12 protein-coding genes are annotated in these 24,405 nt (G+C 60.3%); 2 read left to right on the plus strand and 10 right to left on the minus strand.

All coding sequences use genetic code 11. The annotated features are described in order from the left end of the window. Positions 1-984: 984 nt before the first annotated feature. From LGR54_RS13280 to LGR54_RS13290, 3 genes are all read right to left on the minus strand, one after another. Complete coding sequence (locus LGR54_RS13280) at positions 985-2,457, minus strand: phosphomannomutase (protein ID WP_255607580.1); 1,473 nt, start codon at positions 2,455-2,457, stop codon at positions 985-987. Then, positions 2,438-3,913, minus strand: coding sequence for a mannose-1-phosphate guanylyltransferase/mannose-6-phosphate isomerase (locus LGR54_RS13285; RefSeq protein ID WP_255607581.1), 1,476 nt, complete (start codon positions 3,911-3,913; stop codon positions 2,438-2,440). Before LGR54_RS13285 ends, LGR54_RS13280 begins: the two co-directional genes overlap by 20 nt. Before the next feature lie 71 nt (positions 3,914-3,984). After that, the gene (locus LGR54_RS13290) at positions 3,985-4,404 is read right to left on the minus strand and encodes a VanZ family protein (RefSeq protein WP_230362431.1); all 420 of its coding nucleotides are present in this window, start codon (positions 4,402-4,404) and stop codon (positions 3,985-3,987) included. A 280-nt stretch (positions 4,405-4,684) separates the two neighbouring features. Between LGR54_RS13290 and LGR54_RS13295 the strand changes: the two genes are divergently transcribed. Then, complete coding sequence (locus LGR54_RS13295; RefSeq protein ID WP_230362432.1) at positions 4,685-6,553, plus strand: exopolysaccharide transport family protein; 1,869 nt, start codon at positions 4,685-4,687, stop codon at positions 6,551-6,553. Positions 6,554-6,748: 195 nt separating this feature from the next. Here the strand turns inward: LGR54_RS13295 and LGR54_RS13300 are convergent, their stop codons facing one another. From LGR54_RS13300 to LGR54_RS13310, 3 genes are all read right to left on the minus strand, one after another. After that, entirely contained in the window at positions 6,749-7,345 is a 597-nt protein-coding gene (locus LGR54_RS13300; protein WP_230362433.1) for a hypothetical protein, read from the minus strand. Continuing rightward, entirely contained in the window at positions 7,342-7,467 is a 126-nt protein-coding gene (locus LGR54_RS25760; protein ID WP_255607582.1) for a hypothetical protein, read from the minus strand. The genes LGR54_RS13300 and LGR54_RS25760 overlap by 4 nt, the downstream gene beginning before the upstream one ends. 905 nt (positions 7,468-8,372) lie before the next feature. Beyond that, entirely contained in the window at positions 8,373-9,167 is a 795-nt protein-coding gene (locus tag LGR54_RS13310; protein ID WP_230362434.1) for a response regulator transcription factor, read from the minus strand. A gap of 713 nt (positions 9,168-9,880) precedes the next feature. Here LGR54_RS13310 and LGR54_RS13315 point away from each other — a divergent pair. Then, positions 9,881-10,573: a 4'-phosphopantetheinyl transferase superfamily protein gene (locus LGR54_RS13315; protein ID WP_230362435.1), complete on the plus strand. Its 693-nt coding sequence runs from the start codon at positions 9,881-9,883 to the stop codon at positions 10,571-10,573. Here the strand turns inward: LGR54_RS13315 and LGR54_RS13320 are convergent. From LGR54_RS13320 to LGR54_RS13335, 4 genes are all read right to left on the minus strand, one after another. Then, on the minus strand, positions 10,498-11,610 hold the full coding sequence (locus tag LGR54_RS13320) for a hypothetical protein (protein WP_230362436.1): 1,113 nt from the start codon (positions 11,608-11,610) through the stop codon (positions 10,498-10,500). The genes LGR54_RS13315 and LGR54_RS13320 overlap by 76 nt on opposite strands. A gap of 82 nt (positions 11,611-11,692) precedes the next feature. Next, the gene (locus LGR54_RS13325) at positions 11,693-14,230 is read right to left on the minus strand and encodes a condensation domain-containing protein (protein ID WP_230362437.1); all 2,538 of its coding nucleotides are present in this window, start codon (positions 14,228-14,230) and stop codon (positions 11,693-11,695) included. Between the two features lie 23 nt (positions 14,231-14,253). Then, on the minus strand, positions 14,254-22,326 hold the full coding sequence (locus LGR54_RS13330; RefSeq protein WP_230362438.1) for a non-ribosomal peptide synthetase/type I polyketide synthase: 8,073 nt from the start codon (positions 22,324-22,326) through the stop codon (positions 14,254-14,256). Continuing rightward, positions 22,323-24,185, minus strand: a complete 1,863-nt coding sequence (locus LGR54_RS13335) for an amino acid adenylation domain-containing protein (protein ID WP_230362439.1) — start codon at positions 24,183-24,185, stop codon at positions 22,323-22,325. The genes LGR54_RS13330 and LGR54_RS13335 overlap by 4 nt, the downstream gene beginning before the upstream one ends. Positions 24,186-24,405: the final 220 nt, after the last annotated feature.

A 24,405-nucleotide genomic window follows, 5' to 3' on the forward strand; every position in this document is an offset into this window, starting at 1 on the left:
GAGCATTGACGGCGGCGGGCGGCGCTGCAGCTTTCAAGAGAACACGGAGAGCATCGGCGGCGGCCGAGTGATCTTCTTCGTTCCCAGCCGCGGCGCGCTTTTCGCGTTCCGCGTGCCCAGGAACATCATCGGCGACAAAGCCGGGCCACGAGCGACCAACCTGAGAACGATGTTTTCGCCACGGCACTATAACGCATGGCCCTATCCATACGTCCAGACTGTTCGCTTTTCGGTGCGGAACCAAGAATTCCTGTAAGTCGGCTGTGCTAAGAGCCCTGCGGAAATACGGTCCCATCTCCCCACGCAGCGTATAGGGAACGGGAGTGCGCGCGTATCAACGCGCGCCAAGTCGCTGAAGGTAGAGGTTATCTGAAGAAGGCCCCTTCGCCATGGAGAGAGGAAGCCACCAAGGCCCGGCTATTGGCAACATCTGTTGGCAATCCAAAACCTTTATCTACAAAGGATTTGGATTTCCGACCAAGGCGAAACTGCGAACATCTATGTCGTTGAAATCTATACAATATCGACATCCCGTAGGGCTCGGCCCTGAACGCCGGCGAACTGTTTATCCATCTCAGCCCAGCCTCTGAACCGAATTCCTTCAGGGCGCACCAGAGCATGGATGTCCAGTCGATATGGAAACAGGCGGAACATTCCTGCGAGCACTCGACGCGGGCGGCACCTATCGTCAATGAGAGCACTTGCCTACACCGAAGCAACACGGACCAGCCAAGTGCAGTCCGGAGACAGGAAAGGTCGAACGCCCCCCTCAACACGCCGATGAACTCCACGGCCAGGCGCGTCAGGCATATCGCTATTCACGGGCAAGCTCGCCCACTTGTTCTTTCAAGGCGACCCTCGACCAAGGAGAGATCGTTGATGCGAACAGAACATAAACAGACAACACACTACAAAAAATAAATATTATTATATAATACTATTATATCAATAAAATATACATTCAAAAAACTTGAAGCAAATGATTCACTGTCCCACCGACCCACCATTCGGCATGGCCTCGATCCAGCTTTCGGCGAAACCCATACCCTCCTGAAGGAGAGCCTCCGCCCCCTCGGGAGTTTCCGCCTCTACATAGACGCGCAACTCTGGAGCATTGCCAGAAGCGCGGTAATGCACACTCGTTCGATCATTGAGCGTAAGCCGGAGACCATCACATCCATCTCGCGCAACGATCCCTCCTCGCGTAGCGAAGGCGACCCGGCTGGCCTGCGATGCCTTGTCACCCAGCGCGGCGATAAAAATCGAACTCCGCTCCTGGGCCACATTCGGCAGCCGGCTCGACAGGGCGACAGCAAAGCCCTGCCTTGCAACCAGCGAAGCAAGCGTCTCGCCCGATCGAGCCACTGTCGCGAGGACGGCCAATATGGGAAGCATCGCGTCACGTGTCGGCAGCGCCGCCAATCGTCGCCCATGCCGCTCTACTGCCGAACCAAGCAGGGTGCCCCCATTGGCTTCGAAGCCGACGACGGTTTGCGCGCCCCCGGCCTGCGCCTCCGCCATGCCCGCAATGACAAAGGGCGAACCTACCTTGGTGCGAACGACGCTTTCGAAAAGGCCGCATCTCTCCAGCGCCGAATTTGACGTGACCGGCGTAACGACGGCATCCGCATCGAGGAAAGCAGCCGTCAAGGCCCCCACCAGATCGCCGCGAAGGAAACGCCCTTCGCCGTCGGCGATCAGGGGGCGGTCGGCGTCGCCATCCGCGGACACCAGAGCATCAAAGCGCCGCTCGGCCGCCCATCCGCGAACCAGTTCCTCATCTTCCGGCCGCAGGGCTTCGGTATCCACCGGGATGAAATGTTCGGCACGTCCCAGCCGCACGACTTCGGCGCCCAATGTGGCAAGCAGGTCGGCGATCACATCACGCCCGACCGTTGAATGCTGATAGACACCGATTGTGAGCCCCTCCAGCATCCCGGGCGCAAAAAATGCCTCATAGCGCGCGCAGTAGTCCGCGAGCGCGTCGACACGCCCAGCCTTCGCAGAAGCCACGGGCATTGCGGAAAGGGAAAGCCGGGCATGCCAACTGAGGATCCGCTCCTCGGCCGCCTTGTCGATCTCGCCGCACGGGAGATAGAATTTCAATCCATTTCGGTCTTCTGGAATATGACTTCCAGTGACCATGACGGCGGCAACACTTCGCGTCATCGCCGCCATGGCGAGAGCCGGCGTCGGCACCGCTCCGCAATCGATCGGATACAAGCCCGCATCGGCGACGGCGCACGCGCACTGGTCCGCGATCTCGGGGCTTGATACGCGCAGATCTCGCCCGATCAAAACCTCGCGTCCCGCCCCTTCGGCTCCGTCTTCGGCGATCATGGCGCAAAAGGCGCGCATGAAGCTGTAGGCGGGCAGGCCGGCCAGATCGGTCACGAGCCCCCGCAAACCAGATGTTCCAAATTTCAGACTGCTCACATCAAACCCGCCGATAAGCATCCTGGAGACGCACAATATCGTCCTCTCCGAGATAGGATCCCACCTGCACCTCAATGATCTCCAGCGGTATCTTTCCGGGATTGGACATGCGGTGCACACACCCAATAGGCAGATAGATACTTTCGTTCTCGTGGACGAGAACGATCTCGTCGTTGCGGGTAACCTCCGCGGTGCCGCGCACCACGACCCAATGCTCGGCGCGGTGATGATGCTTCTGCAATGACAGCACCCCGCCAGGCTTCACCGTAATGCGCTTGACCTGATGACGGACGCCGCGATCGATGGAAAGATACTTGCCCCACGGCCTATGGACCTCTTGATGGGTGGTCGCCTCCGTATCGCCCTTTGCCGCGAGCAGGCTAACCATTTCCTTCACCTTGCCGGCCCTGGACTTTGCGGTCACAAGCACGGCATCGCGCGTCGCAATGACGGCGACATCATCCAGTCCGATCACGGCAACGACGGCTTCGTTGGCCGCAACAAAATTGCGCCCGCCATCCAAGACATATCCTCGTCCCGTGATGGCATTGCCGCTCTCATCCTTTGGCGACATCTCCCACACGGCGGGCCAGCCTCCCACATCCGACCATCCGAAGCCGCCGGCGACGACGGCCGCCTTGTGGGTGCGCTCCATCACCGAATAGTCGATGGAGACCTTCTTGGCCTTTTCGAAGCTCTGAGGATCAAGCAGCAAGCAACCGAGATCTGACGTAGCTTTCTCCAGTGACGTTATCGCAACGTCCCAAATCGTCGGCTCGAAGGTTCGCAATTCTGAACGCATAGTGGCTGCATCAAAGATAAAATTTCCAGAATTCCACAAATAATTTTCCGCTACATACTGAGCCGCACGTTCGGAATCTGGTTTTTCGACAAACTCCGCAACTCGATAAGCCTTCGTACCGACCTCCTCACCAGCACGAATATATCCGAATCCCGTCTCAGGTCGCGTTGGTGAAATGCCAATCGTGACAATTCGTCCCTCCGCCGCTACAGCGGCGCCATGCCGACACGCTTCCAGGAACGCGCCCCCATCCTGCACGACATGATCAGCCGCGAAGACTCCGACAACCCGAGGCCCGATATGGGACAGCACGAACTGGGTGGCGACCGCAACGGCGGCGGACGAGTCCCGCCGGCAAGGCTCGAGAATGATCTGCGCCTTGACGCCGATCGCGGCGAGCTGCTCAGCTACAATGAATCGATATTCGACATTGGTAATTACGATTGCTTCTGAAAAAGCATCCGCGTCTGAAACCAACTCCATCGCGCCCTGAAATGTCGATTTCGCCCCTAACAGGGGGACGAACTGCTTGGGCATCGTATCGCGTGACACTGGCCACAATCGCGTGCCAGCTCCCCCACACATGATAACAGGAACTATTTTGTCAGAGCCACCGAAACGATCGGCCTCGACACGCGAGCCCTCGGCGAAAACGGACTGGTTTATGGAGTTCATATTCTCCTCCAACTTACATCATCGCCAAATTCATATAATTAGGTATTTCTGATATAAAATACAAATGATCATCAAGAATCATTACATAAGTCGCCACTTCTGCGACCAGCCATACTCAATACACGCCGCGATAAAAATTCCATCACGACGAATCCTGAAACAACTCCGGCAGCGCTCGCCAGGAAATCACTGAAATGCGGCGTTCTTCCCGGCGAAAATCTCTGCAAACATTCAAGCAAGCCAGCCAGAGCAACGAAACCCGCCGCTATCAATAGCCCCCGACGCCACCCGCCACGGAACGCAAACCCCATCAATAGGGCTGCCCCCAGATAGGCCACGAAGTGCTCTCCGCCTTTTGGGGCCCCGGTACGGTACATGTCTTGGGCCGGCAATAGTGACAAACCGATAATTGCGAATACTATGAAAAAAGACAGCACATACTTAAATATCTTCGGCATCGAATAAAAACTCCAACACGAAAATTCATCCATTCACTCGCCGTATCTACAAAAATTAATCAAGAAGTACCGATTTTCTCAAGTTCCAATGAGAGAAATTCGAGGCAAAAATTCATCACGCCACCATCATGAGGCGATCATTTTTTCCAAATGGCTATCCATAAGGATAATGATCATCCGACACATACCCTTATGGATATCCTCTCCGCATTGTAGCTTAATTTCAATTTTCTTTATTTCAATCACTTATATTCGTGGAAAACCCGTGCGCGCGGCATTGCCGGGTCAATAAAACAATTGCGAGCACCTTTGAATGTTCATTTCACCCTCCACTTCATTCAAGAAAAATCAGTCCACTGGCGATCCCTTGCCAGCCGACCCGTCGTCGCGTGACTATTTCAGCCTTGGCGACATCACTTCATTCATCAGGAGATATTGGATCACTATTATATTACCAATGGCAATTACACTTGTGGCTTGCATCACCTATCTGAAGGTCGCCACGCCGATATTCTCAGCTCGCGCGCAGATTATCATCGACCCGCGCGTACAGGAGCAGTGGAACGGACAAACGGGAAATGCCGTACTCGCCCTCGATACCGCACAAGTGGAAAGCCAGATAGCCGTATTGCGATCAGAACGCATCGCAAAGAGCGTCATCGCTGATCTCCACCTGACAGATGCGCAAGATTTTCAACCGCAACCATCTCTCCTCCGTCGCCTTCTCGCCCCGATCTGGCCGCCCCCCCAGATCGAGATGTCATCAGCGGCCAGATCCCGATTCATCATGGAAGCCTTCGCCGGCAATCTCGACGTACGCCGCTCGGGTATGTCTTATGCTATTGATATCACTTTCAGTTCCCCCAACCCAGATCGCGCTGCGCAAGTGGCGAATGCCACGGCAGAGGCTTATATCCGCTACCAGCTGGCAGCTCGCTCGGAGACCGCACGCGTCGGCGGCGACTGGCTCGAAGCTCGCACGTTCGAGTTACGCAACCAGATGAGTGCTGCCACGAGAGCCGTCCAAGAGTTCAAGGCCCGCAGGGATTATCGCATCGCACGCGCTGGCGACGGGCGCCTCGACGGAACCTCGGATGCAGCTGGCGAGACCGCCCCCGCCAGCAAAGTGCCAGCCAACACACTTGAGGAATTAGAGACGACAGCTCAAATTTACCAGCGTGTCTACGAAAGCTTTCTCCAAGGATTTACTGAGTCGGTACAACGCCAGTCATTCCCGGTCGCCGACGCTCACGTATTAACATCAGCGACAGCTCCTTTCTCAAAGACACAACCGCGCGGAGCAATGACCCTGATGCTGGGATTGCTCGTAAGCGGCCTAGCTGGTGGAGGCATCGCGCTACTCCGACACCAACTCGACCATACTATCCGCTCCACACGCCAAGTTCGCACAGAACTCGGCATCGAGTGTCTCGGCGCACTTCCTGTCATGAGATTTCGGAAGAAGCTTCACCTTCGTAAACGGTACTCATCGCCGGCGGCGCCACAATCATCTACGCAAGCAACAACGCGGCATCTCCGTCAAACAAATTTCGGGCACCTTACCATGGAGCCCGCCCTATTCGCGCCCCCAGCGCGCAACGCCATGGCCGCAATCATAGAACGCATAGAAATCTGCATGCGCCCGGCCGAGCGCTTCAGTTTTGGTATCACCTCACATAACGAAGGAAAATTAAAATCAGTTCTTGCGAGAAATATTTCTAGCATGTTTTCGTTTAATGGCCGCCGAACCTTATTAGTTGATACAAATGTTCAGAATTATATGACAAATAGTATTTTGAATTCCCCCCGTCCCGGCCTTATTGAGGCCGCGCTCGGACTTATCTCTCTCGAACAAGCCATCGAGACACCAGACAACTCATCGATCGAGATCATACATCTCGGAGATACAACGGCGCTTCCGGCAATTTTTCGCCAAGATGACACAGCGAGACTGAAAACAACCATCAGCAATATACTGAAAAACTACGATGTTGTAATATTTGACCTCCCTCCAATGAATCATATATGCAGGAATATCGCTACATATTTGTTATTTGATGGCATCATTGTAGAAATAGAATCAGAAAAGACAACAAAAAAAGACATTGAAGATAATATATATTGGCTCAGGACATTGAATTATAATATTATTGGCGCAATAATTACAAATATTAGCAAGTGAATATTTTATACTAAGTATTAAATTTGCTATTAAATATTAATTTAATATAAATATACATATATTGTCAACATCCTGACCGAGAATGTTGCGATCGGTCCGCGATACCATGGAAGCCGGCTGGTCGTGCCGCGGTTTAGGCGCAGGTTGGCGACGGCATCAAGCCAATGGCGTAGTTGCCCCGTCGAGATCGCGAAATTATCTGGCCAGAAAGAAGCCCTGCCGAATGTACCGGAACGGCCTGCCGACCCTGCTTTTCGCCCTCGAGTGATACGGCCTGCAGGCCGCCGGATGAGAGCCGAAGCAGCGAGCTCGACGAGACTGCAATTGCACACGATGCCCTCGGCCCCTCTCGCCGGTGGCCACGGCCTTCATCCGATCGCAGAGAATCTCGCGCGGCACGCTGCCAATTGCATCAAAAGTAACGCAACGGCCACACAGCACCATCGGCAGTTCCTGGTGCAGGACGAACCGTGCCAGGATCAGGCGGCTATAGCCGAGCACCATGGAGAACAGCCAGACGATCCGTAGTGCCGTCGGCTCTTCGGCGAATGCAACGTGAAGCTGGACGAGATCTACCTCAGCCTGCTCGCCGGGTTCCGTCTCGAACCGAACGTCGTACCCGGGCGCTGGCGCCCGCCGAACCTCCCGCAGGAAATCCGTGACGGCGGTATAGCTACCTTCGTAACCGCGATCCTTCAACTCCGGAACAGGCAGCGCCCGGTCAGATGGGGTGGCGAATGGTTCGATCACTCTCTGACGTGGCATACGAAGCCCATGGGTCGGCGCCTTCATGCCGCGCTCAATATATTGCGGACAGTCTTGCGATCGACGCTGATCCGCCGCGCAATCACCGACACCGACGGGTCTCGCCGGTGCGAATCCAGGATCATTATCAACTCCCTGAGCTTGATCACCGATGTCTCCTCCCGCCCATCGGAGGAGGATCAACGACGGCGTGCAGCCGGTCGTCCTGCGTGCGCCCGGTAGACCGGCGCAACGCCTCAGACTGGGGAGGATTCAAACAGCACCTCTCTGGGGAGAACTGAGCCAACAGCGACAACAACCGGCAAGATGGGCGGACATCGCAAGCCGTGCTGGAGCCCCACCGCGCCTTCCTGGTCGAGCGGACCGCGCCGTCGCCCACCCTTGACGCTACACCAGACGAAGGATGAGCCGGCGGCGCGCAGCATCGTCCTCTCACCCCTGCCGTGTGGCTGCTGCTCCGGCACAAGGGGCTGCGCCTCAACAAGCGCTGCGCGCCCCCTGAGCCGGCGTGGGCGGGCGTCGCGCGGCGCCGGTGCACGTGGCAAAGCCGTTTCGATCCCATCCGCCTGGTGTTAATCGATGAGACTTGGGTCAAGACTGACGTGGCCACGCTGCGCGGCCGGCAGCCCGGGGGACAGCGCCTGAGCGGCTTCTCCCCGCATGGCCAATGGTGCGCCCTGACATTCCTCGACGCGCTACGTGGCGGCGGGCTTACGGCTCCTTGCGTCTTCGACGGCCGGTCAATGCCCAATGCCTCCGCACTTATCCGCGCAGAACCTAGCCCAAGGTGCGGCATTGCGGATGGCGACAATGATGCCCCATCACTCTCCGGGATTAAACAACGACCACGGAAAAGCCGGCATTTCCTTCATCCGATTCCCGTTCGACGGTCTCGGCTCAGTCTCGGAGAGACACGGCACGCAAGTCGCCCCTCTCTGATCTCCGTTTCGATCGCTCACCGGGCAAAGATGCTGCGCCAATTCCTGCGCCAGCGCCCATGAGATTGCGACGAATAAAATCACACCCATCAAAATATTTAACGAATTTATTCAAATTAATCATCAGGAAACATTTGGCTCGCAAGAAGCGCGACCTCAGTTCTATTTTTTGCTTTTAGCTTTTTCATTATATTTCTTACATGAACCTTAACAGTGCTTTCGCACATATTCAGCTGGTAGGCTATAACTTTATTTGGTATCCCCTTACGCAGGGCCTTGGCGACCATTAATTGTCGCTGGGAGGTAAATATTTGACCATCACGCGATTGAGAAGATTCAGCCACCGACGACGAGCTGGCCATAATCATCAAGCTATTTAGAGGAACAAATGTCCCTCCGAATCTGAGTAGATGCAATATTTGCGCAATAACTTCGATTGAAATGCTTGTTGGAATGTAACCCTGAGCACCGCTTTGCATCGCGCTCAGCACATGCTTGGGCGCCTCCCGATCCGAAAGAATAGCAAATTTTACTGAAGGCTTGTGTAGATTTAATTCTGCAATTTCTTTCTTTATGTCCAGACCATCTCCGATATCGTTGGACTTATCAGAAACAGATATTATTATCAGAGAAGTAGCCGAAGCATCCTCCGAAAGCCTCCAATCTGAAATACTTCCATATACATTAAATTCTGTCGTCCTATCCACAGAATAGAGGGCGATGGATAGGCATTGACCAAGAAGCTTTCTTGATTCTATCAGTGCAACGACGTTCTTTTCTCGATAAACACCTCCCACCTCTTCATCAACTGGCGCCTCACTATCCATATCGCACCCAATCAAAGACCTTGGGTGCAGCTCCAAATACCTAGGCGCCTTCGCTATCGAAGCATTGAAGCTTCCTTTTTCCATGATTCACTTCCCTGACTGCGCATGAATTTGATCCATGCGCACCATTCCGAGCAAGCGGCACACTCAACCCGCAACAATCGAAACCCACACTCCACTACAACCTCTCGTAGGATACAAGGCAACCCCTAGGTGCGCATCTTATCCGAAAATAGATCTAGATTACAAACAAATGAACTGGGCCATGGCGACAAATCTTCCGGCTCCCAGACACCCCACCCCATAGCACCTCCCAAAAACCACCGCGGCACCCATCGCCGACAAGTCAGGGGCACAAAATCAGGGTAAAACGGCACCTCCAACGCATAAAGAAGACACAGAAATTTTAATTATTTCGATCAGATACCATTGATATTGTTAATATGTAAAAATACATATATATAATATATTCAAATAAAGATAAGTTATTATTTGAATATATCGTATGTTTTATCTTATTTCATGTTATATATATAGAACTACTGCTATTGCTATGAAAACTTTATCCTATTTTTATAGGAAATACCAATTTATGACAAGGATCAATCCGAATTGATAAACTCCATTCGACATTTATGATTATTCCCTTGCGTCAGATTCCAATGTGGCGGAAGGGCTATTGGATCGCCTGGGATCATCCGACACTCAGCACTTCGTTCTGCTGGAACGAGAGCCTGCCGTAACCGCCTCTTTGCAAGATCGGCGGACTCGGCTTTCCATGTTCATGAGGAAGCGACGTGAACAGCCAGATCACCGTCTGGATCTTCGAACTGGATCGTACAGCAGCGGATCTTACGGTATTCAACTCTTGGCTCTCCGGCGACGAAGCTCAGAGGCGCGTACGCCTGTTACGTACGCAGGACCGCGACCGCTTTACCACCGCACATGGCATAACGCGCCACGTTCTCGGCAAGATGACCGGCGAGCGTCCAGAAACCTTGGCGTTTGTTCGGAACCCGCATGGCAAGCCCTCGCTAAAGGGGCACGGGTACTTAGAATTCAACCTCAGTCATTCCGATGGCATCGGCGCGCTGGCAGTAGCAAATGGTTTTCCCGTGGGGGTCGATGTGGAAAGGATCGCACCAATTGAGCCCGCCGTGGCGGAGTTGGCCCTTTCCCCCTCCGAGCATGCTGAGTTCGTCCGTTGTGGGGCGCACGAGTCGCCAACGCATTTCTATCGGTGCTGGACGCGGAAGGAAGCTATGATCAAAGCGCTTGGCCTGGGGCTGGCTCAACCGCCTGACATCTGTGACGTCACGCCAGAGTTTGGTCGCGAGCCTCGCCTCTTACGGCCGGCTGGCGAGTCCGACATGTCAGTGATCTGGGAGCTTTTCCATTTTATTCCCGCGGCCGGCTATGTGGGAGCCCTCGCAGCTTGCGGACGTGGCCATTCAATGGTCCTGAACCGCTGGACGCCGTCGGCGATATAGGCCTCTTCGAGGCATCCCGCCGGAAGCCTCCCGCGTAGATGATGGTCAAAGAAACTCGCCAGGCAGGCTTCAATTATCGCCTTCGTCCGAACGGGATCCGCGCGCAGCCAACTCCGCCAAAAACTTAATCCCAACGCGAAGTCGGATAGATTTTCGTGAACTGCCCCCACTAGGCGGATTCCCAGGCTCCCCGGACGTTGAACGAGCTGGAACTCCTCTGTGAGATCTCGACGGGTGAGGCGAGCCTCGTAGCGACGTGCTGGAGTGGCATCATCCGCCTCGGCGTCGCTTGGAAATGGAAAATCGCTCAGCATGAGAAGGTAGGGCGCAGTCACCGCTCCATGGGCGGCCCGCCCGAAAAGCCAGCCATCGAGATTGGCGACAGCAATGATGCGGGGATCCAGCACGCTCGCTTCGGCCGCCGTCGAGCCTCCCAATGACCACCCAAATGCGCCGACGCGATCAAGCGACACCGACTCCAGCCACGATGGCCCATCCGGTCGTCGCCGGAGCTCTGCTAACCGGTCAAGAACCTCGACTAGCCGTAAGGCCTGCCGGTGAACTTTCTCGTCCGCGCTATCCAGCGTGATCTTGTAGGCCGCCTCGGAGGTGAAATCGAAGAGCAACGGCCTCACGCCGGCGGAGACCAGCTCCGGCACCTGCTCAACGTCGTCAAGCGCGACAACCACATAGCCGAGCCGAGCGAGCGCCGCCGCCGTCGTCGCATTGTCGGTCCGCTGCTTTCCCGAACCCGGCGTATAGAACAGCAGTGCCGTCCCGCTCCCTCCCACGTCGGAGAAATCGTCCTGCTCAACCCGAGCACGCCAAATGTCGATGGTTATCCGTTCAGCGGTATGGCCCCCTGCTCCCTCCGCAAGGACCAGTGTTTGATGGACGACGCCGGGCTCTGCCGCCGCCATGCTCCTGCGCAGCTGAGAGACAAGGGACGACGCCATGGTGGCGATCCGCCCACCGACGGATCTGCTCATCTCCTCGCCCACCATGGACAGCGCCACGGCAATGGCGACGGACAGCACCAGCGCGGCGCCGGCCCATCTCCAATACGAGGCTCGCATCCAGCCTCGCGCCCGCTCCCGTGGACAATCTTGCACGACACCGTCACTCGGCCGCTTGTTGCGACGGTGACAGCAAAGTCATCGAAATCTCCCTGAGCCGGGGGCGTAAATACCGCCCGATGACCTGCGCCCCCTCGCCCTGGAACATCCCAGCATGCCAACCGGGAATGGAATGGAAATCCGGATGCCGCCGGAGCACCGTGCTCCACCCCATGTCGTCGCCGAGCCCACCGCTGATCATTTCTTCGCTGCGCAGCAGTACCACGCGGCCACCGAAGGCTCCTGGCCGATAGGTATCTCGCGCGCGCTCCAGGACGGGAAGGAACCAACGATTTCCCCAATCCTCCTGATTGAACAAACGATCCTCGATCAACCCCAACCGCGCCGCGGCTCTCAGAATCCCACTCCGACGGATCTTCGGATAGCTGGCGAGCACATCCGCCAGTTCCGCCTGCCCGGCGAACCATTGGGCGTAATGATGCTTCAGAACGTGCCATCGATAGGCGCGCTGGAAGGTAGCCCGCTGACGAGCCGGCAGTTCGGCGAGATAGCCTGGCCGCCATGTGTCGGCCAGGATGACGAGAGGAACGACCTCACCCTCGGCTTCGAGTTGGCGGGCTGCCTCATAGGCGATCGCGCCGGCGACGCAGAGCCCGAACAACACATAGGGGCCTCTCGGACGAGCCGCGCGGATCAACCTCACATAATCGCTCGCCACATCGACCAAAGACCTCTCTTCCAACTCGTGAGGCGTATTTGGGTCGAACAGCTGAATGCCGATGAAGGGGTGATCGGCGCCGATCGCGCGCGCTACATTGTAGTAGGCCAATGTGTTGTTGATGGCGATGATCGGGGCCTCGCTCCCGTGAGGCTGGATCGGCACGACGTTCCATGGCCTGAGCCCTCCGCCGACCGACGGCGCTGCAGCTTTTGGGGTCACGCCGGTGCCCAGGCGGCGCGCCATCTGGCCGAGGGTCGGCGCATCGAACAGGACAAGCGGGTCGATGCGCTGCCCAAACCGCTCGCGCACCCGCGCAAGCATCCGCACGGCGAGCAATGAATGCCCTCCGAGCGCAAAAAAATCGGCGTCGGACGTGAGAGGACCGCTCTGCAGCAGATCCTCCCAGATCTCCGCCAAGGCGGCCTCGATGGCGGGATCGGCAGCTGGAGTGGGAGGCGCCAGCTCGACCTCCTGCGCCTTGGAGACCGTGGGTACCGGTGCGCTGCGTTCCGGCGGAACGAGCGCGTCCAGCGAAAAATCGGGCTCGGCGATGGCTCGCTCGAAGGAGGTACGCCAGAGCGACACGAAGGCCCGAGCGGTATCCTCGCGGAAAATATCGGGATTGTATTCCATGGCCATGCGCCAGCCATCCCGCCACTTCACCACGAAGAAATTCAGGTCATAAAGCGATCCCGCCGACAGCGACGGCACGCCCTGCAATCGGAACCGCCCGTATTGCCGATACTGAAGCACCTCCTTCAGCATGGTGAAATTGACGGAGATCAGTGGCGTACGGGCTGGATCACGCGGCGGATTGAGGAGTTCGACCAGCCGATGAAACGGCATCGCCTGGTGCACTAACGCCTCGCGCACCGTCTCGTTGGTCCGCGCCAGCAGATCCGAGAAGCTGCGAGCGTGGCGTGTATCGACCCGCAGCACCAGATTGTTGATGAAGACGCCGATCAACGGTTCGAGGTCGGTCTCATCGCGGCCGGCGATCTGAGTGCCGAGGATGATGTCGGTATGGCCGGTTAGTCTCTTGAGCAGCGCGACGGTCGCGGCACACCCCAGCGCGAACGGTGTAACACCGAGCTGCCGGGCCGCCTCCTCCATCCGTTCACTCGTTTCCTGCGAAAGCATTTCCGCGAGGATGATGCCGTGATGCGTCGCGCGGGCCGGCTTCTCGAAGTCCCCCGGAACCTCCAGATAGGGCGCTCCAACGAGCTGTTCGTGCCAATAGCGCTCATGCTTCACCGCTTCGACCGCGAGATACTCCCTCTGCCATCGAGCATAGTCGCCATACTGCAGGGGCAGTTCCGGGAGCGGATGCACCCGTCCCGCATCATAGGCCGCCGCGATCTCGCCGAACTCATTGGCAATGACCCTGATGGACCAGCCGTCGAATACGATCTGATGCACGGTCAAAAGAAGGCTTGCCCGCTCATCGGCCAGTCGCACCAGGGTAACGCGGATCAACGGCAGTTCGTGAATGTCGAAAGGCTTCTGGGCTTCGCCCTCGGCTAATTTACGGGCCTCTCCATCCCTCCGGTCTTCCGACAGATGCCGCAGATCGATGACCGACAGCTTCAGGCGCAATTCCGGCGCCACCTCCTGAACGGGCTCGCCGTCGATTTCGACGAAACGCGTTCGCAGGACTTCGTGACGTTCGACGATCGTATTGAATGCCTTTTCGACCGTGTCGTCGGCAACGATTCCGGTCAATTCCCAGCGAAGAGCGACGTTGAGTGCCGCGCTTCCGGGGTCCAGCGAGTCGATGAACCAACAGCGTTGCTGCGAGGAGGAACACGGAAAGCGGAGCGTCTCCGACCCGCTATCCACGATCATTGCAACCTGTTCCATGATGTTCCTCTCCACCACGCAGCTCAGCCGATCTCGGGCGCCGCATTCGCGGCGGTGCGGCGGAAGCTGCTCAGCTTCGGCGGAGCAGCCGATACGGGGCCGCTGCGTGCAATCTCGTCGGCAACCTGTGCGAGTTCCGCGATCGTGGGGTGCTGCATGAGGTGCCGGGCCTCGAGACGGAGCCCTCGCCCCAGCATGCGCGCAGCGATGCGAAACACCTGGATAGAGTCCGCCCCCAGCATGAACAGGTTGTCTTCGACACCGATGTCCTCCGTTTGCAGCACTTCGGCCCAGATCTCAGCCAAGGCCTGCTCGGTCGCGTTGCGGGGGCGCAGCACGGTGCGCTCGGCCGCCGGCACGCCCGCGTCTGGCTTCGGCAACGCCTTGCGGTCGAGCTTTCCATTCGGCGTGAGCGGCAGTGCATCGAGCCGGATCCAGTGCGCCGGCCGCATATAATCGGGCAGCAGCTGGCTCATCTGCGACTGCAGATCGGCAGACTGCAGGGTCTCACGCGGCTGCTCGACATAGTAACCGACCAGCCGCGCGCTCACGCCTTCGCCGACAAGGGCGACGGCTGCCGCCGCGACGCCCTGGCAGCAGCGAGCCGCACTCTCGATGTCTTCGAGCTCGATGCGGAATCCCCTCAGCTTGATCTGCAGGTCGCGCCGACCGAGATGTTGGATGCGCCCATCCGAGAGCCTCCGGGCCAAATCTCCGGTGTGATAGAAAATCGCCGGCACGCCACCCGCCGGGCTCTCCGAACGGAATGCGCTGGCGGTCAGCTCGGACTGCCCCAAATATCCCTTCGCCAGACCCTTGCCGCCGATTATCAGTTCGCCCGCGACACCAATCGGCGCGATGCGGCCACTGACGTCGACGACGTGCAACTGGGTGTTCAGCAGAGGCTCGCCGATGGTGATGGGCCCTTCGCCCGGCGTAACTTTACCAGCGCTGGACCAGATCGTGGTTTCGGTGGGTCCGTAGACGTTCCACAACGCGCCAGCACTACCCCCCAGCTGTTCGGCGAGGTCGCGCGGCAGCGGCTCGCCGCCGCAGAGCATGATCAGGCCGTCATAGGGCCGGAAACCCGCCTCCAGCAGCATACGCCAGAGCGATGGCGTCGCCTGGATGTGGGAAGGCCGCTCGATGTCGATCAGCTCCTTCAGGCCAAAGCCGCCCCGCACCTGCTCCCGGTCGGCGATCAGCACAGTGCCCCCCGTAACCAAGGGCAGGAACAATTCGAGAATGGCGATGTCGAAGGATACGGTGGTCACCGCCAGCAGCGTCTGCCCAGCGGAGAAGCCGGGACGACGGGCAAAGGACCACAGTACGTTGGCCAGCGCTTCGTGGCTGACCTCCACCCCCTTGGGTGTTCCGGTCGAGCCGGAGGTGAAAATCACATAAGCGCTGTCCTGCGGCCAGATCACCGGAAATAGGCCGACTTCCGCCTCTTCGACCGGGACGGCGACCGACAGGTCGATCAGCGGCAAACCGGAGACCAGCTCGGCCGCCCGCACGTCGTCGCTGAGTAGCGCATCGAGTTCGGCCTTGTCGGCGACGAGCCGGAGCCGTGCGTCCGGGTGCTCGGGATCGAGTGGCACGAACGCATGGCCGGCCTTCATGATGGCGAGCAGGCCGGCGACGAGATCGGGCGAGCGCTTCACCAGCAGACCAATTCGCCCGCCCGCCTGTGGCACGAGCCGTTGCAGCCGCTCCGCCAGGACGTCGGAAGCGCGATCGAGCTCCGCATAGGACAAGGCACGCTCGTGCCAGCGCACCGCGGTGGCGTCGGGTGTGCGAGCCACCTGCGCCCGGAACAGATCAGGCAGCGGGCGCAAATCGATATCGTCCTGCCGAGTGGCATTCAGCGTAGTGACGAGCCACTGCAGGCCGGCCGGATCGAGGATTGGTAGTTCGCTCACCGGCCGCGCCGAGTCCTCCGCCAGCGAGCGCAGCATCTGTTCGAAATGCGACAGCCAACGGGCGATGGTCCCTTCGTCGAACAGATCGGTATTGTAGTCGCAATCGAGACGCAGACCCTCCGGCCCCTCGATGACGTTGAGGAAAATGTCGAAATTGGTGAAGGCCTTGGCATTGGGCACCACGCGGGCTCCCAGCCCTCCGAAGTCCAATGCGTCACCCAATCTCTCCAGATTGAACTGCACCTGGGTCAATGGCAGCCGTGAGGAATTGCGCGGCAGATGCAGCTCGCGCACCAGCGTGCCGAAGGTGAAGTCCTGGTGCTCGTTGAGCTCCAGCATCTCCTTCTGCACCGACTTCAGGAGGTCGCTCGCGAGCGCACCGCCCTCGACCATCGTGCGCAGCGGCAGAAAGTTCACGCAGTGCCCCACGAGCGAGCCGCCTTCCACCAGGCTCTGGCCCGCGGTGGGGATGGCCACCACCTGATCCGCCTCGCCGGTCAGACGCCACATGACGATCTGGAAAGCGCTGGCGAGGGTGGTGAACAATGTTGCTCCCTGCCGGGCGCCGGCCTTCTTCACCGTGCGGCAGAGATCGGCGTCAATCGCCCCACGGTACGTGCTGCCTTTGAAGCTCTTCATCGCGGCGCGCGGCCGGTCGGACGGCAGTTCCACGTCCGGCGGCAGCGTGTCGAACCGGCGAAGCCAGTATGTTTCGTTGTCCTCGCGGCGTCGGCTGGGCATAGCCTGCCGCGCGGCATAACCCCGGAACGGCATTGGTGCCGGCAGGTCGCCCACGCCTTGATGGCCGTCATGCGTGTAATGCCGGGCGAGCTCGTCGAGAATGATGTTCATCGACCAGCCATCGCAGACGATGTGATGCGCGGTCAGCACCAGAACATGCGTCTCCGGTGCGAGCGTCACCACCCTGCCCCGCAGCAATGGACCGGCGACAAGATCGAACGGCGTCGCCGCATCGTCGGCAAGGACCAAAGTCAGCTCGGCCTCCGGGTTCGCGGCGGTGCTCACATCAATCCGCTGGAGCTGCACTGCCAGCACGTCATCGACGATGAAATGCTCGCCGCTCGCCTCGAAACGCCCCCGCAGGGCGTCATGGCGCGCCACGACCGCTTGCAGCGCCCTTTCGAGGCGATCCGCATCGAGCGCTCCGTCGAAACGCACACTCACGGATTCGTTGAACGCGCAGGAAGCCGCGTCGCCGGCCTGGGCGGCGAGCCAGACTTCGCGCTGGGGCTCGGTCGGCACGATGCGATCCGGCAGCGGCTCGGGCTGAGGGTCCGGCGGCGGCACGGCGGCAACCACCGCCGGATGGAGGGTATCGGCCGGCCGATCCTTGCCGGCGAGGATGCCGACCGATTGCAGCGCATCGAGGCTAGTCGAGAAGATGCGCTCGATCTCCTCGATCTCCGCCTGGCCGTGAGTGGTGGTGAGGAATTTCGGGAAACCGTCCTGGATGTGCAGGCCGATCGAGCGGGCATAGGGGAAGAAGAGTGCTCCGAACCGGTCCTCCTCATGGAAGTTCAGATAGAACCAGCTGCTGTAGGTTTCCGCCCGCGTCGCGATCCCACGCCGTTCGAGATCGGCGTTTATCCGCCCCGCCAGCGCCGCGGTTCGCTGGGTAAGCCCTTGCTGCAGGGCCGGCCCCGCCTCGCGTAGATGCAGCAGCACCGCGCGGGCCGCCGCCAACGCCAGTGGATGGCGCACGAAAGTGCCGGCGAAGAACGTCGGGGCTGTTTCGGGAACGGACTCGTCGCCATAACGCCATTGGCCTCCGTCGAGCGCGTCCATGAACCGCGCCGATCCGGCCAGCACGCCGATGGGCAGGCCACCACCAATCACTTTGCCATAGGTCACCATGTCGGCGCGGATGCCAAGCACCGCCTGCATGCCACCGGGATGGGTGCGAAAACCGGTCACCACCTCGTCGAGCACGAAGGCCGTACCGGATTTCTCGGTGATCTCGCGCAGCTCGCGCAGGAAATCGACCGGCACCAGCCCGGGATGCCGGCTTTGCACCGGCTCGGTGATCACCGCCGCTATCTGGTCGGCATTGGCCCTGATCCAGGAAACGCTATCGGGTGAAGCATAGGGCAGCACCACCATATTGCCGACCGAGCCGGTCGGGATACCCGGCGCAACGGGCAGCGCGCGCGGCGGAGCGGTGAGGCTTCCGCCCTTGATGAGAACCTCGTCGAACTGCCCATGATAGCCCCCGCTGAAGAGCACGACCCGGTTGCGTCCGGTGACGGTGCGCGCAACGCGCATCGCGGCCATCACAGCCTCCGAACCGGTATTGCAGAACGTCACGCGCTCGTTGTTGGTGAGCTCACGCACGAGGTCAGCCACCTCGCCGGCAAGCGGCGATTGCGGCCCGATGGCGAAGCCATCGGCCATCTGTCTGGCAACCGCCTCCAACACGAAATCCGGGGCGTGACCGAAGGCGGTCTGCCCATAGCCGTTGACGAGGTCGACATAGTCATTGCCGTCAACATCCCAGATATGGGAACCCTTGGAACGGGCGCAGACGATGGGAAAAACCGTCTCTTTCCACTCCGCCCGGAAGCCGGCCGCCGCACGCGGATCCGCGAGTCCCTCGCGATGCCGCTGGGTATAGGCCTTGGAGCCAGCGGCACGCTTGCTGAAGCGATCCGACAGCTCCGCGATGAAGTCCTTCTGCTCGGCGGTCAGTGCGGTCGGTGCCGGCTTCGCCGCACGATACACCTGGAAGCGCATGGGCTGCTCTTCCGAAGCGTCCTGCGCCGGGGAGGCCGACGCCAGGGCCGCGGGCGCCGGCTCCACGGGAACGGTGGAAGCCGCAGCGACAGGCGCGGAAGCCGTCGCAGCCTCCGTGACGTTCGCGGGAGCACCTTGCAGCGCCGTAATCTGCTGGTTGATCACCTTTTGCATGGCATCGAGCTGCTGGCGGAAAAGATCGGCCATGCTGCCGACTTCCGCCGCCGCACCGACGCCCGGCGCTGGAGGCGCCGGCGAAGCCACCGCGGCCGGCGGAGCGGCGGCCACGATGAGCGACAGTTGCGGTGCGGCGGCGGGTACCGCCATCGCCTTTGCTGACGCACATGCCGGGGGCGTAGTCGGCATGCTGGACGCAAGATGACGCGCCAGATCAGCGACGGTCGGAATATCGGCAAGCAGCTGCCGGAAGGTTACCGGCACCTTGAAGGTTTGCTGCACCCGAGTTGCCACCTGGGCGAGGAACAGTGAATCGAAGCCCAACTCCAGGAAGGAGGCATGGCGTTCCGAGGCAGGGATCTTTTCCCCGGACAGATCCTCGAGAACGGCGACAAGCTCGCTCTCCACCTCGGTGGCTCGGCTCATAGCGGAACGGAGCGGCTCGGCTGCATCGGCCATGGGCAGGTTTCCATTGTGAGGATCATCGACATGCTGGGATGACACGGTGTCGCTCTGTGGCGGCTCGTACGGCGTCGGTTGCGTCATGGTGGAGCCCGACGCAGGAGGATCGACCCAGTACCTTTCGCGCTGGAAACGATAGGTCGGCAGGGAGACCCGTCGGCAATCTGGCCCCGTCACAGCCTCCCAGTTCGGCTGCACACCACAGCTCCACAGGACTGCGACGACGTCACGAAGCGTGGCCGCCTCCTCGCCGGCGACACCGAAGGTGGTGAGCAGGGCGCCATAGCGCTCCTTATCGAGCGTCTGACGCGCGAAGGTCGTCAGCGTACGGCCGGGGCCGATTTCGATCAGGATAGGCTGCTTGAGCTCGGCGACCGCTTCCAGTGCGCGTGCGAACATCACCGGCGCGCGGCACTGGCGCCCCCAATATTCGGCGGCGACCGGGCGACCAGTGTCGACCCATGTACCCGTGACGCAGGAAACGTAGGGGATCTCGGGAGCGCGGGCCGACATGGCGCTGAACCGTCGCACCAACGGCTGCATCACCGGTTCCATCATCGATGAATGGAAGGCGTGCGTGGTCCTCAGTCGCTGGAAGGCGATGCCTCGCCCCTGCAGCGTCGCCTGCAATGCATCCATTGCCTCGGGGCGGCCGGAGGCAACGCTCTGCCGCGGTCCGTTCGCAGCCGCGATCAACACGCCCTCGGGAAGCAGCGGCTCGAGTTCCTCGACTGGCAACCGGACCGACAGCATGGCGCCGGGCGGCTGAGCGTAGGTGAGGCGTCCGCGTTCCGCGATGGCGCGCGCCGCATCCTCGAACTCATAGACGCCGGCAAGCACCGCACTCACCAGTTCGCCGAGGCTATGGCCGACCATCGCGTCGGGTTTGATGCCCCAACTCATCAGCAACTGGGCGGTCGCATACTGTATGAGGAACAGTGCCGGCTGGGTGTTGATCGTCGCATCGAGCGGGTTCGGATCGCCCGGCTCGACCTCGGCGAACAGCAGGTCGCGGATATCGGTGCCGGTGATCTCCTGTACGCAGGCGGCTCCGCGATCGACCAGCTCACGGAAGAGCGGCTCGGTCTCATACAGGCCCCGCCCCATGTTCCAGGCCTGCGAGCCTTGTCCGGGGAACATGAAGACGATCGGCCGCTTTTCGGCAGCCTTGCCAATGGTGGCGCCGCCGCGCAGCTTCTTGACCAGTTCGTCGCGAGAGCTGGCCACGACGGCCCAGCGGCGCTCGAAGGCGCGGCGCCCCGCCTGCAGGGTGTAGGCGGCATCATCGAGCCGCAATGCCGGCATGCGCTCGATATGATCAGCCAGCGCCGCCCCGGCCTGTGCCACCGCCAGATCGCTACGCGCCGAGAGCGGAAAGACAAAGGCTTTGCCCTCGATGGCGTCAGAACGGGCTCGAAGCCGTGGCGCCTCTTCCATCACGACATGCACATTGGTGCCACCCACGCCGAAGGCGCTGGTGCCGGTGCGGCGCGGCGCCGCTCCCGCAGGCCAACTCCTCGGCTCCCGATCGACGACGAACGGACTGGAGTCCAGATCGATTTCGGGATTGGGTCGCTCGAAATGCAGCAGAGGTGGAATTTCTTCGTTCCGCAGCACCAATGCTGTCTTAATCAGTCCCGTCACGCCGGCGGCGGCATCGAGATGGCCGACATTCGCCTTGACCGAGCCAAGGGCACAGTAACCGCGGCGATCCGTCGTGGCGCGGAACGCCTTTGTGAGGCCGGAGAATTCGATCGGGTCGCCGAGCGGGGTGGCGGTGCCATGCGCCTCGACATAGCCGATGCTGTCGGCGGTGATCCCCGCCTGCTGATGCGCCGAGGCGATGGCACGGGCCTGCCATTCCGGGCTCGGCGACGTGAAGCCGACCTTGTCGGCTCCATCGTTGTTCATGCCGTAGCCACGTATGACGGCATAGACTTGATCGCCGTCGGCCAACGCGTCCTCCAGCCGCCGCAGCACCACAAGCGCGGCGCCGCTGCCGAATACCGTGCCGCCGGCGGCCACGTCGAACGGACGGCACCGTCCATCCGGTGAGACCATCCCTCCGGCCTGATGCATGTAACCGCGCTGCTGCGGGAGCGAGATCGACACGCCTCCCGCCAGTGCCATGTCGCACTGGTAGGTCTGCAGGCTTTGCACAGCCTGCGTCACGGCCAGCAGCGACGTCGAACAGGCGCTGGCGACGGTCATGGCGGGACCATGCAGCCCCAGTTTGTAGGCAATGCGCGTGGCGAGGAAATCGTGGCCCGCACCGACCAGCAACGGGTACTGCCCGACCTGGAACTCGTCGGTAAAGGTTTCGATCACCCGTCGGTCGGCGCAGACATTGCGCAGGAAGTAAGTGTTGAGCGAGCAGCCGGCGAACACCCCGATTGCGCCGGCAAAGGCTGCCGGATCGTGGCCGGCGTCCTCGAGGCCCTCCCAGGCGCACTCCAGCAGCACGCGATGCTGGGGATCGGTCAGGGCCGTTTCCCGCGCGTGCATGCCGAAGAACGGCGCATCGAACTTGTCTATGTCCGAAAGGATCGGCCGGGCCGCCACATAGTTCGGATCCCGGTGCGTCTCATCGCCGAAGGTATCGTCGATCTGCTCCAGCCCGAAATGGGTAATGCTGTCGACGCCCTGGCGCAGATTTTCCCAGAACGCCTCGACCGAGCCCGCACCGGGGAAGCGGCCGGCCACACCGACAATCGCGATGGCGCCAAGATCAAGGAGTTCGCGCAGGGCGTCATCATTTGAGGCATCGAAAGCATGCAAGTTCATGACGCCCTCCCCAGCCGGCCTTCCCGGATGCGCCTGAGCGCGGCCTGCCGGGAGCCCGCGCGTGCGGCCGCCTCGACCTCCAGCCGCACACCCAACACGGGACCTGCCTCCAACCGGGCGGCAAGGCTGGCGACGGTTGGGTGATCGAACAAGTCAACGAGGGGCAGTGGCGCCCGACCAAGGCTGGGCAGACGAGCGTGCACGTTCATCAATCTCAGCGAGGTGCCGCCGAGCTCAAAGAAGCTGACGTCGCGCGGCACATGACTGAGATCCAGGACCTCGCCCCAGATCCGGGCCACCGCCTCCTCCAGTCCCGCCCTCGGCGTGGCCGTAGCGGCCGATGTGGCATCCTCCGGTATGGTCGTGAGCTGCGTGCGGTCGATCTTGCCATTCGCCGTCAAAGGCAGGGCTTCGACCACCCGGAAACCTGACGGCACCATGTAGGCTGGGAGAGCCCGGCGCAGCCGATCGCCGATCGTGTGGATGAGAGCCTCGCGCGACGCCTGCGGAGCCTGTTTTATGAAAGCGATGAGGCGCTTGGCGCCGGCATCGCCGCAGGCTACCACCGCCACGTCGGCAACGTCGGGCTCGTTGCGCAGCGCGGTCTCGATCTCTTCGATCTCGATCCGCTTGCCGTCGATCTTCACCTGCTGATCGGCACGCCCGAAAAACTCGTACACTCCATCTGGCCGCCGGCGTACCACATCGCCCGTCAAATAGAGACGCTCGCCAACCGACGGGACGAAGCGGAACTTTTCCTCCGTCATCTCCGGCGCGTTCAGATAGCCTAGGGCAAGCCCTTCCCCGCCGACGCAAAGCTGCCCCTTCTTGCCTTCGGGCAGTGGACGCAATTCGTCGTCGAGGACATAGGCCGTGCTATGGGCGATCGGTCGGCCTATCGGCAGTGGCGCGACCTCATCCCTCTCGATCAGATGGCAACAGGAGAAGGTCGTGTTCTCCGTCGGACCATAGCCGTTGATGAATCGGCAGTCCGCCAGCGCCTGTTGCGCCCGCCGCACATGAATGGGGGACACGACATCGCCGCCCGTCAGTATCTGGCGAAGAGGCCGCAACCCTTCCAGCCTCTGATCAACGAGGAGGTGGAACAACCCGGCTGTGAACCAGGCGGTCGTCACGCCATAGGCCGAGATGGCCGCCACAATATCGTCCAGAGAAGGCTGGGCACCGGGTACAACGGCGAGCCGGGCACCGTTAAGCAATGCTCCCCAAATCTCGAAGGTGCTGGCATCAAAGGCGAGCGGCGCGAGATGGAGGACCACCTCGTCCGGCGCAAAACGCGCATAACTCTGCCCGCGGACCAGCCGCACGATAGCGCGATGCGGCACCACCACGCCTTTTGGGCGTCCGGTGGAACCCGACGTGTACATCACATAGGCGGGATTTCCGGCGTCAGCGCGCTCCGACAGCGGCTCGGCCGAGAACTGTTCAGCCGCTGCGAGAGCCAACGCCTGATCGATAAAACCATCGCCAGCCGCGTCCGCTATGTCATGCGCCAGCGACGCGCGCCCGATGACCAGAACCGGTGCCGCGTCGCGAAGCATTCCGGCGAGGCGCGATACGGGATACGCCGGATCGAGCGGAACAAATGCGGCGCCTGCCTTCAATATGGCAAGCATGGCCACAATCGTGTCGGCGGAACGCTCCGTCAGAAGCGCGACACGATCACCGACTTGGACATGGCGAGTTTCCAGATAGCGCGCCAGCCGGTTCGATCGGCTTTCGAGATCCTCATAACTGTAGGTAGTGCCTGCCTCGCTTATCGCGACGGCGGAAGGCGACGCGGAAGCCTGTCGCCCAAAGACACCATGAACCGTGAATTCGCGATTGAAAACGGACATTGGAAACCTATGACGGCAATGAAATATTCCGAATGGCCAGATTAAACCCGCCCGGATGCTTGAAGGCGGCGGACAGACGTCAAGTCTTCCCGGTACGCTGCGAAGTGACACCGTCGCAAACGACGATATCGCTACCTCTTTTGAGGCGGGATCCTGCTACGAAATGATTATCTATCGCACTCCGGCGCCGTCAGGCCGGCCCCCCTCACTGGTCACGACA

It is taken from the genome of Ancylobacter sp. Lp-2, assembly GCF_020523795.1.
In the GTDB taxonomy this organism is placed as follows: domain Bacteria; phylum Pseudomonadota; class Alphaproteobacteria; order Rhizobiales; family Xanthobacteraceae; genus Ancylobacter.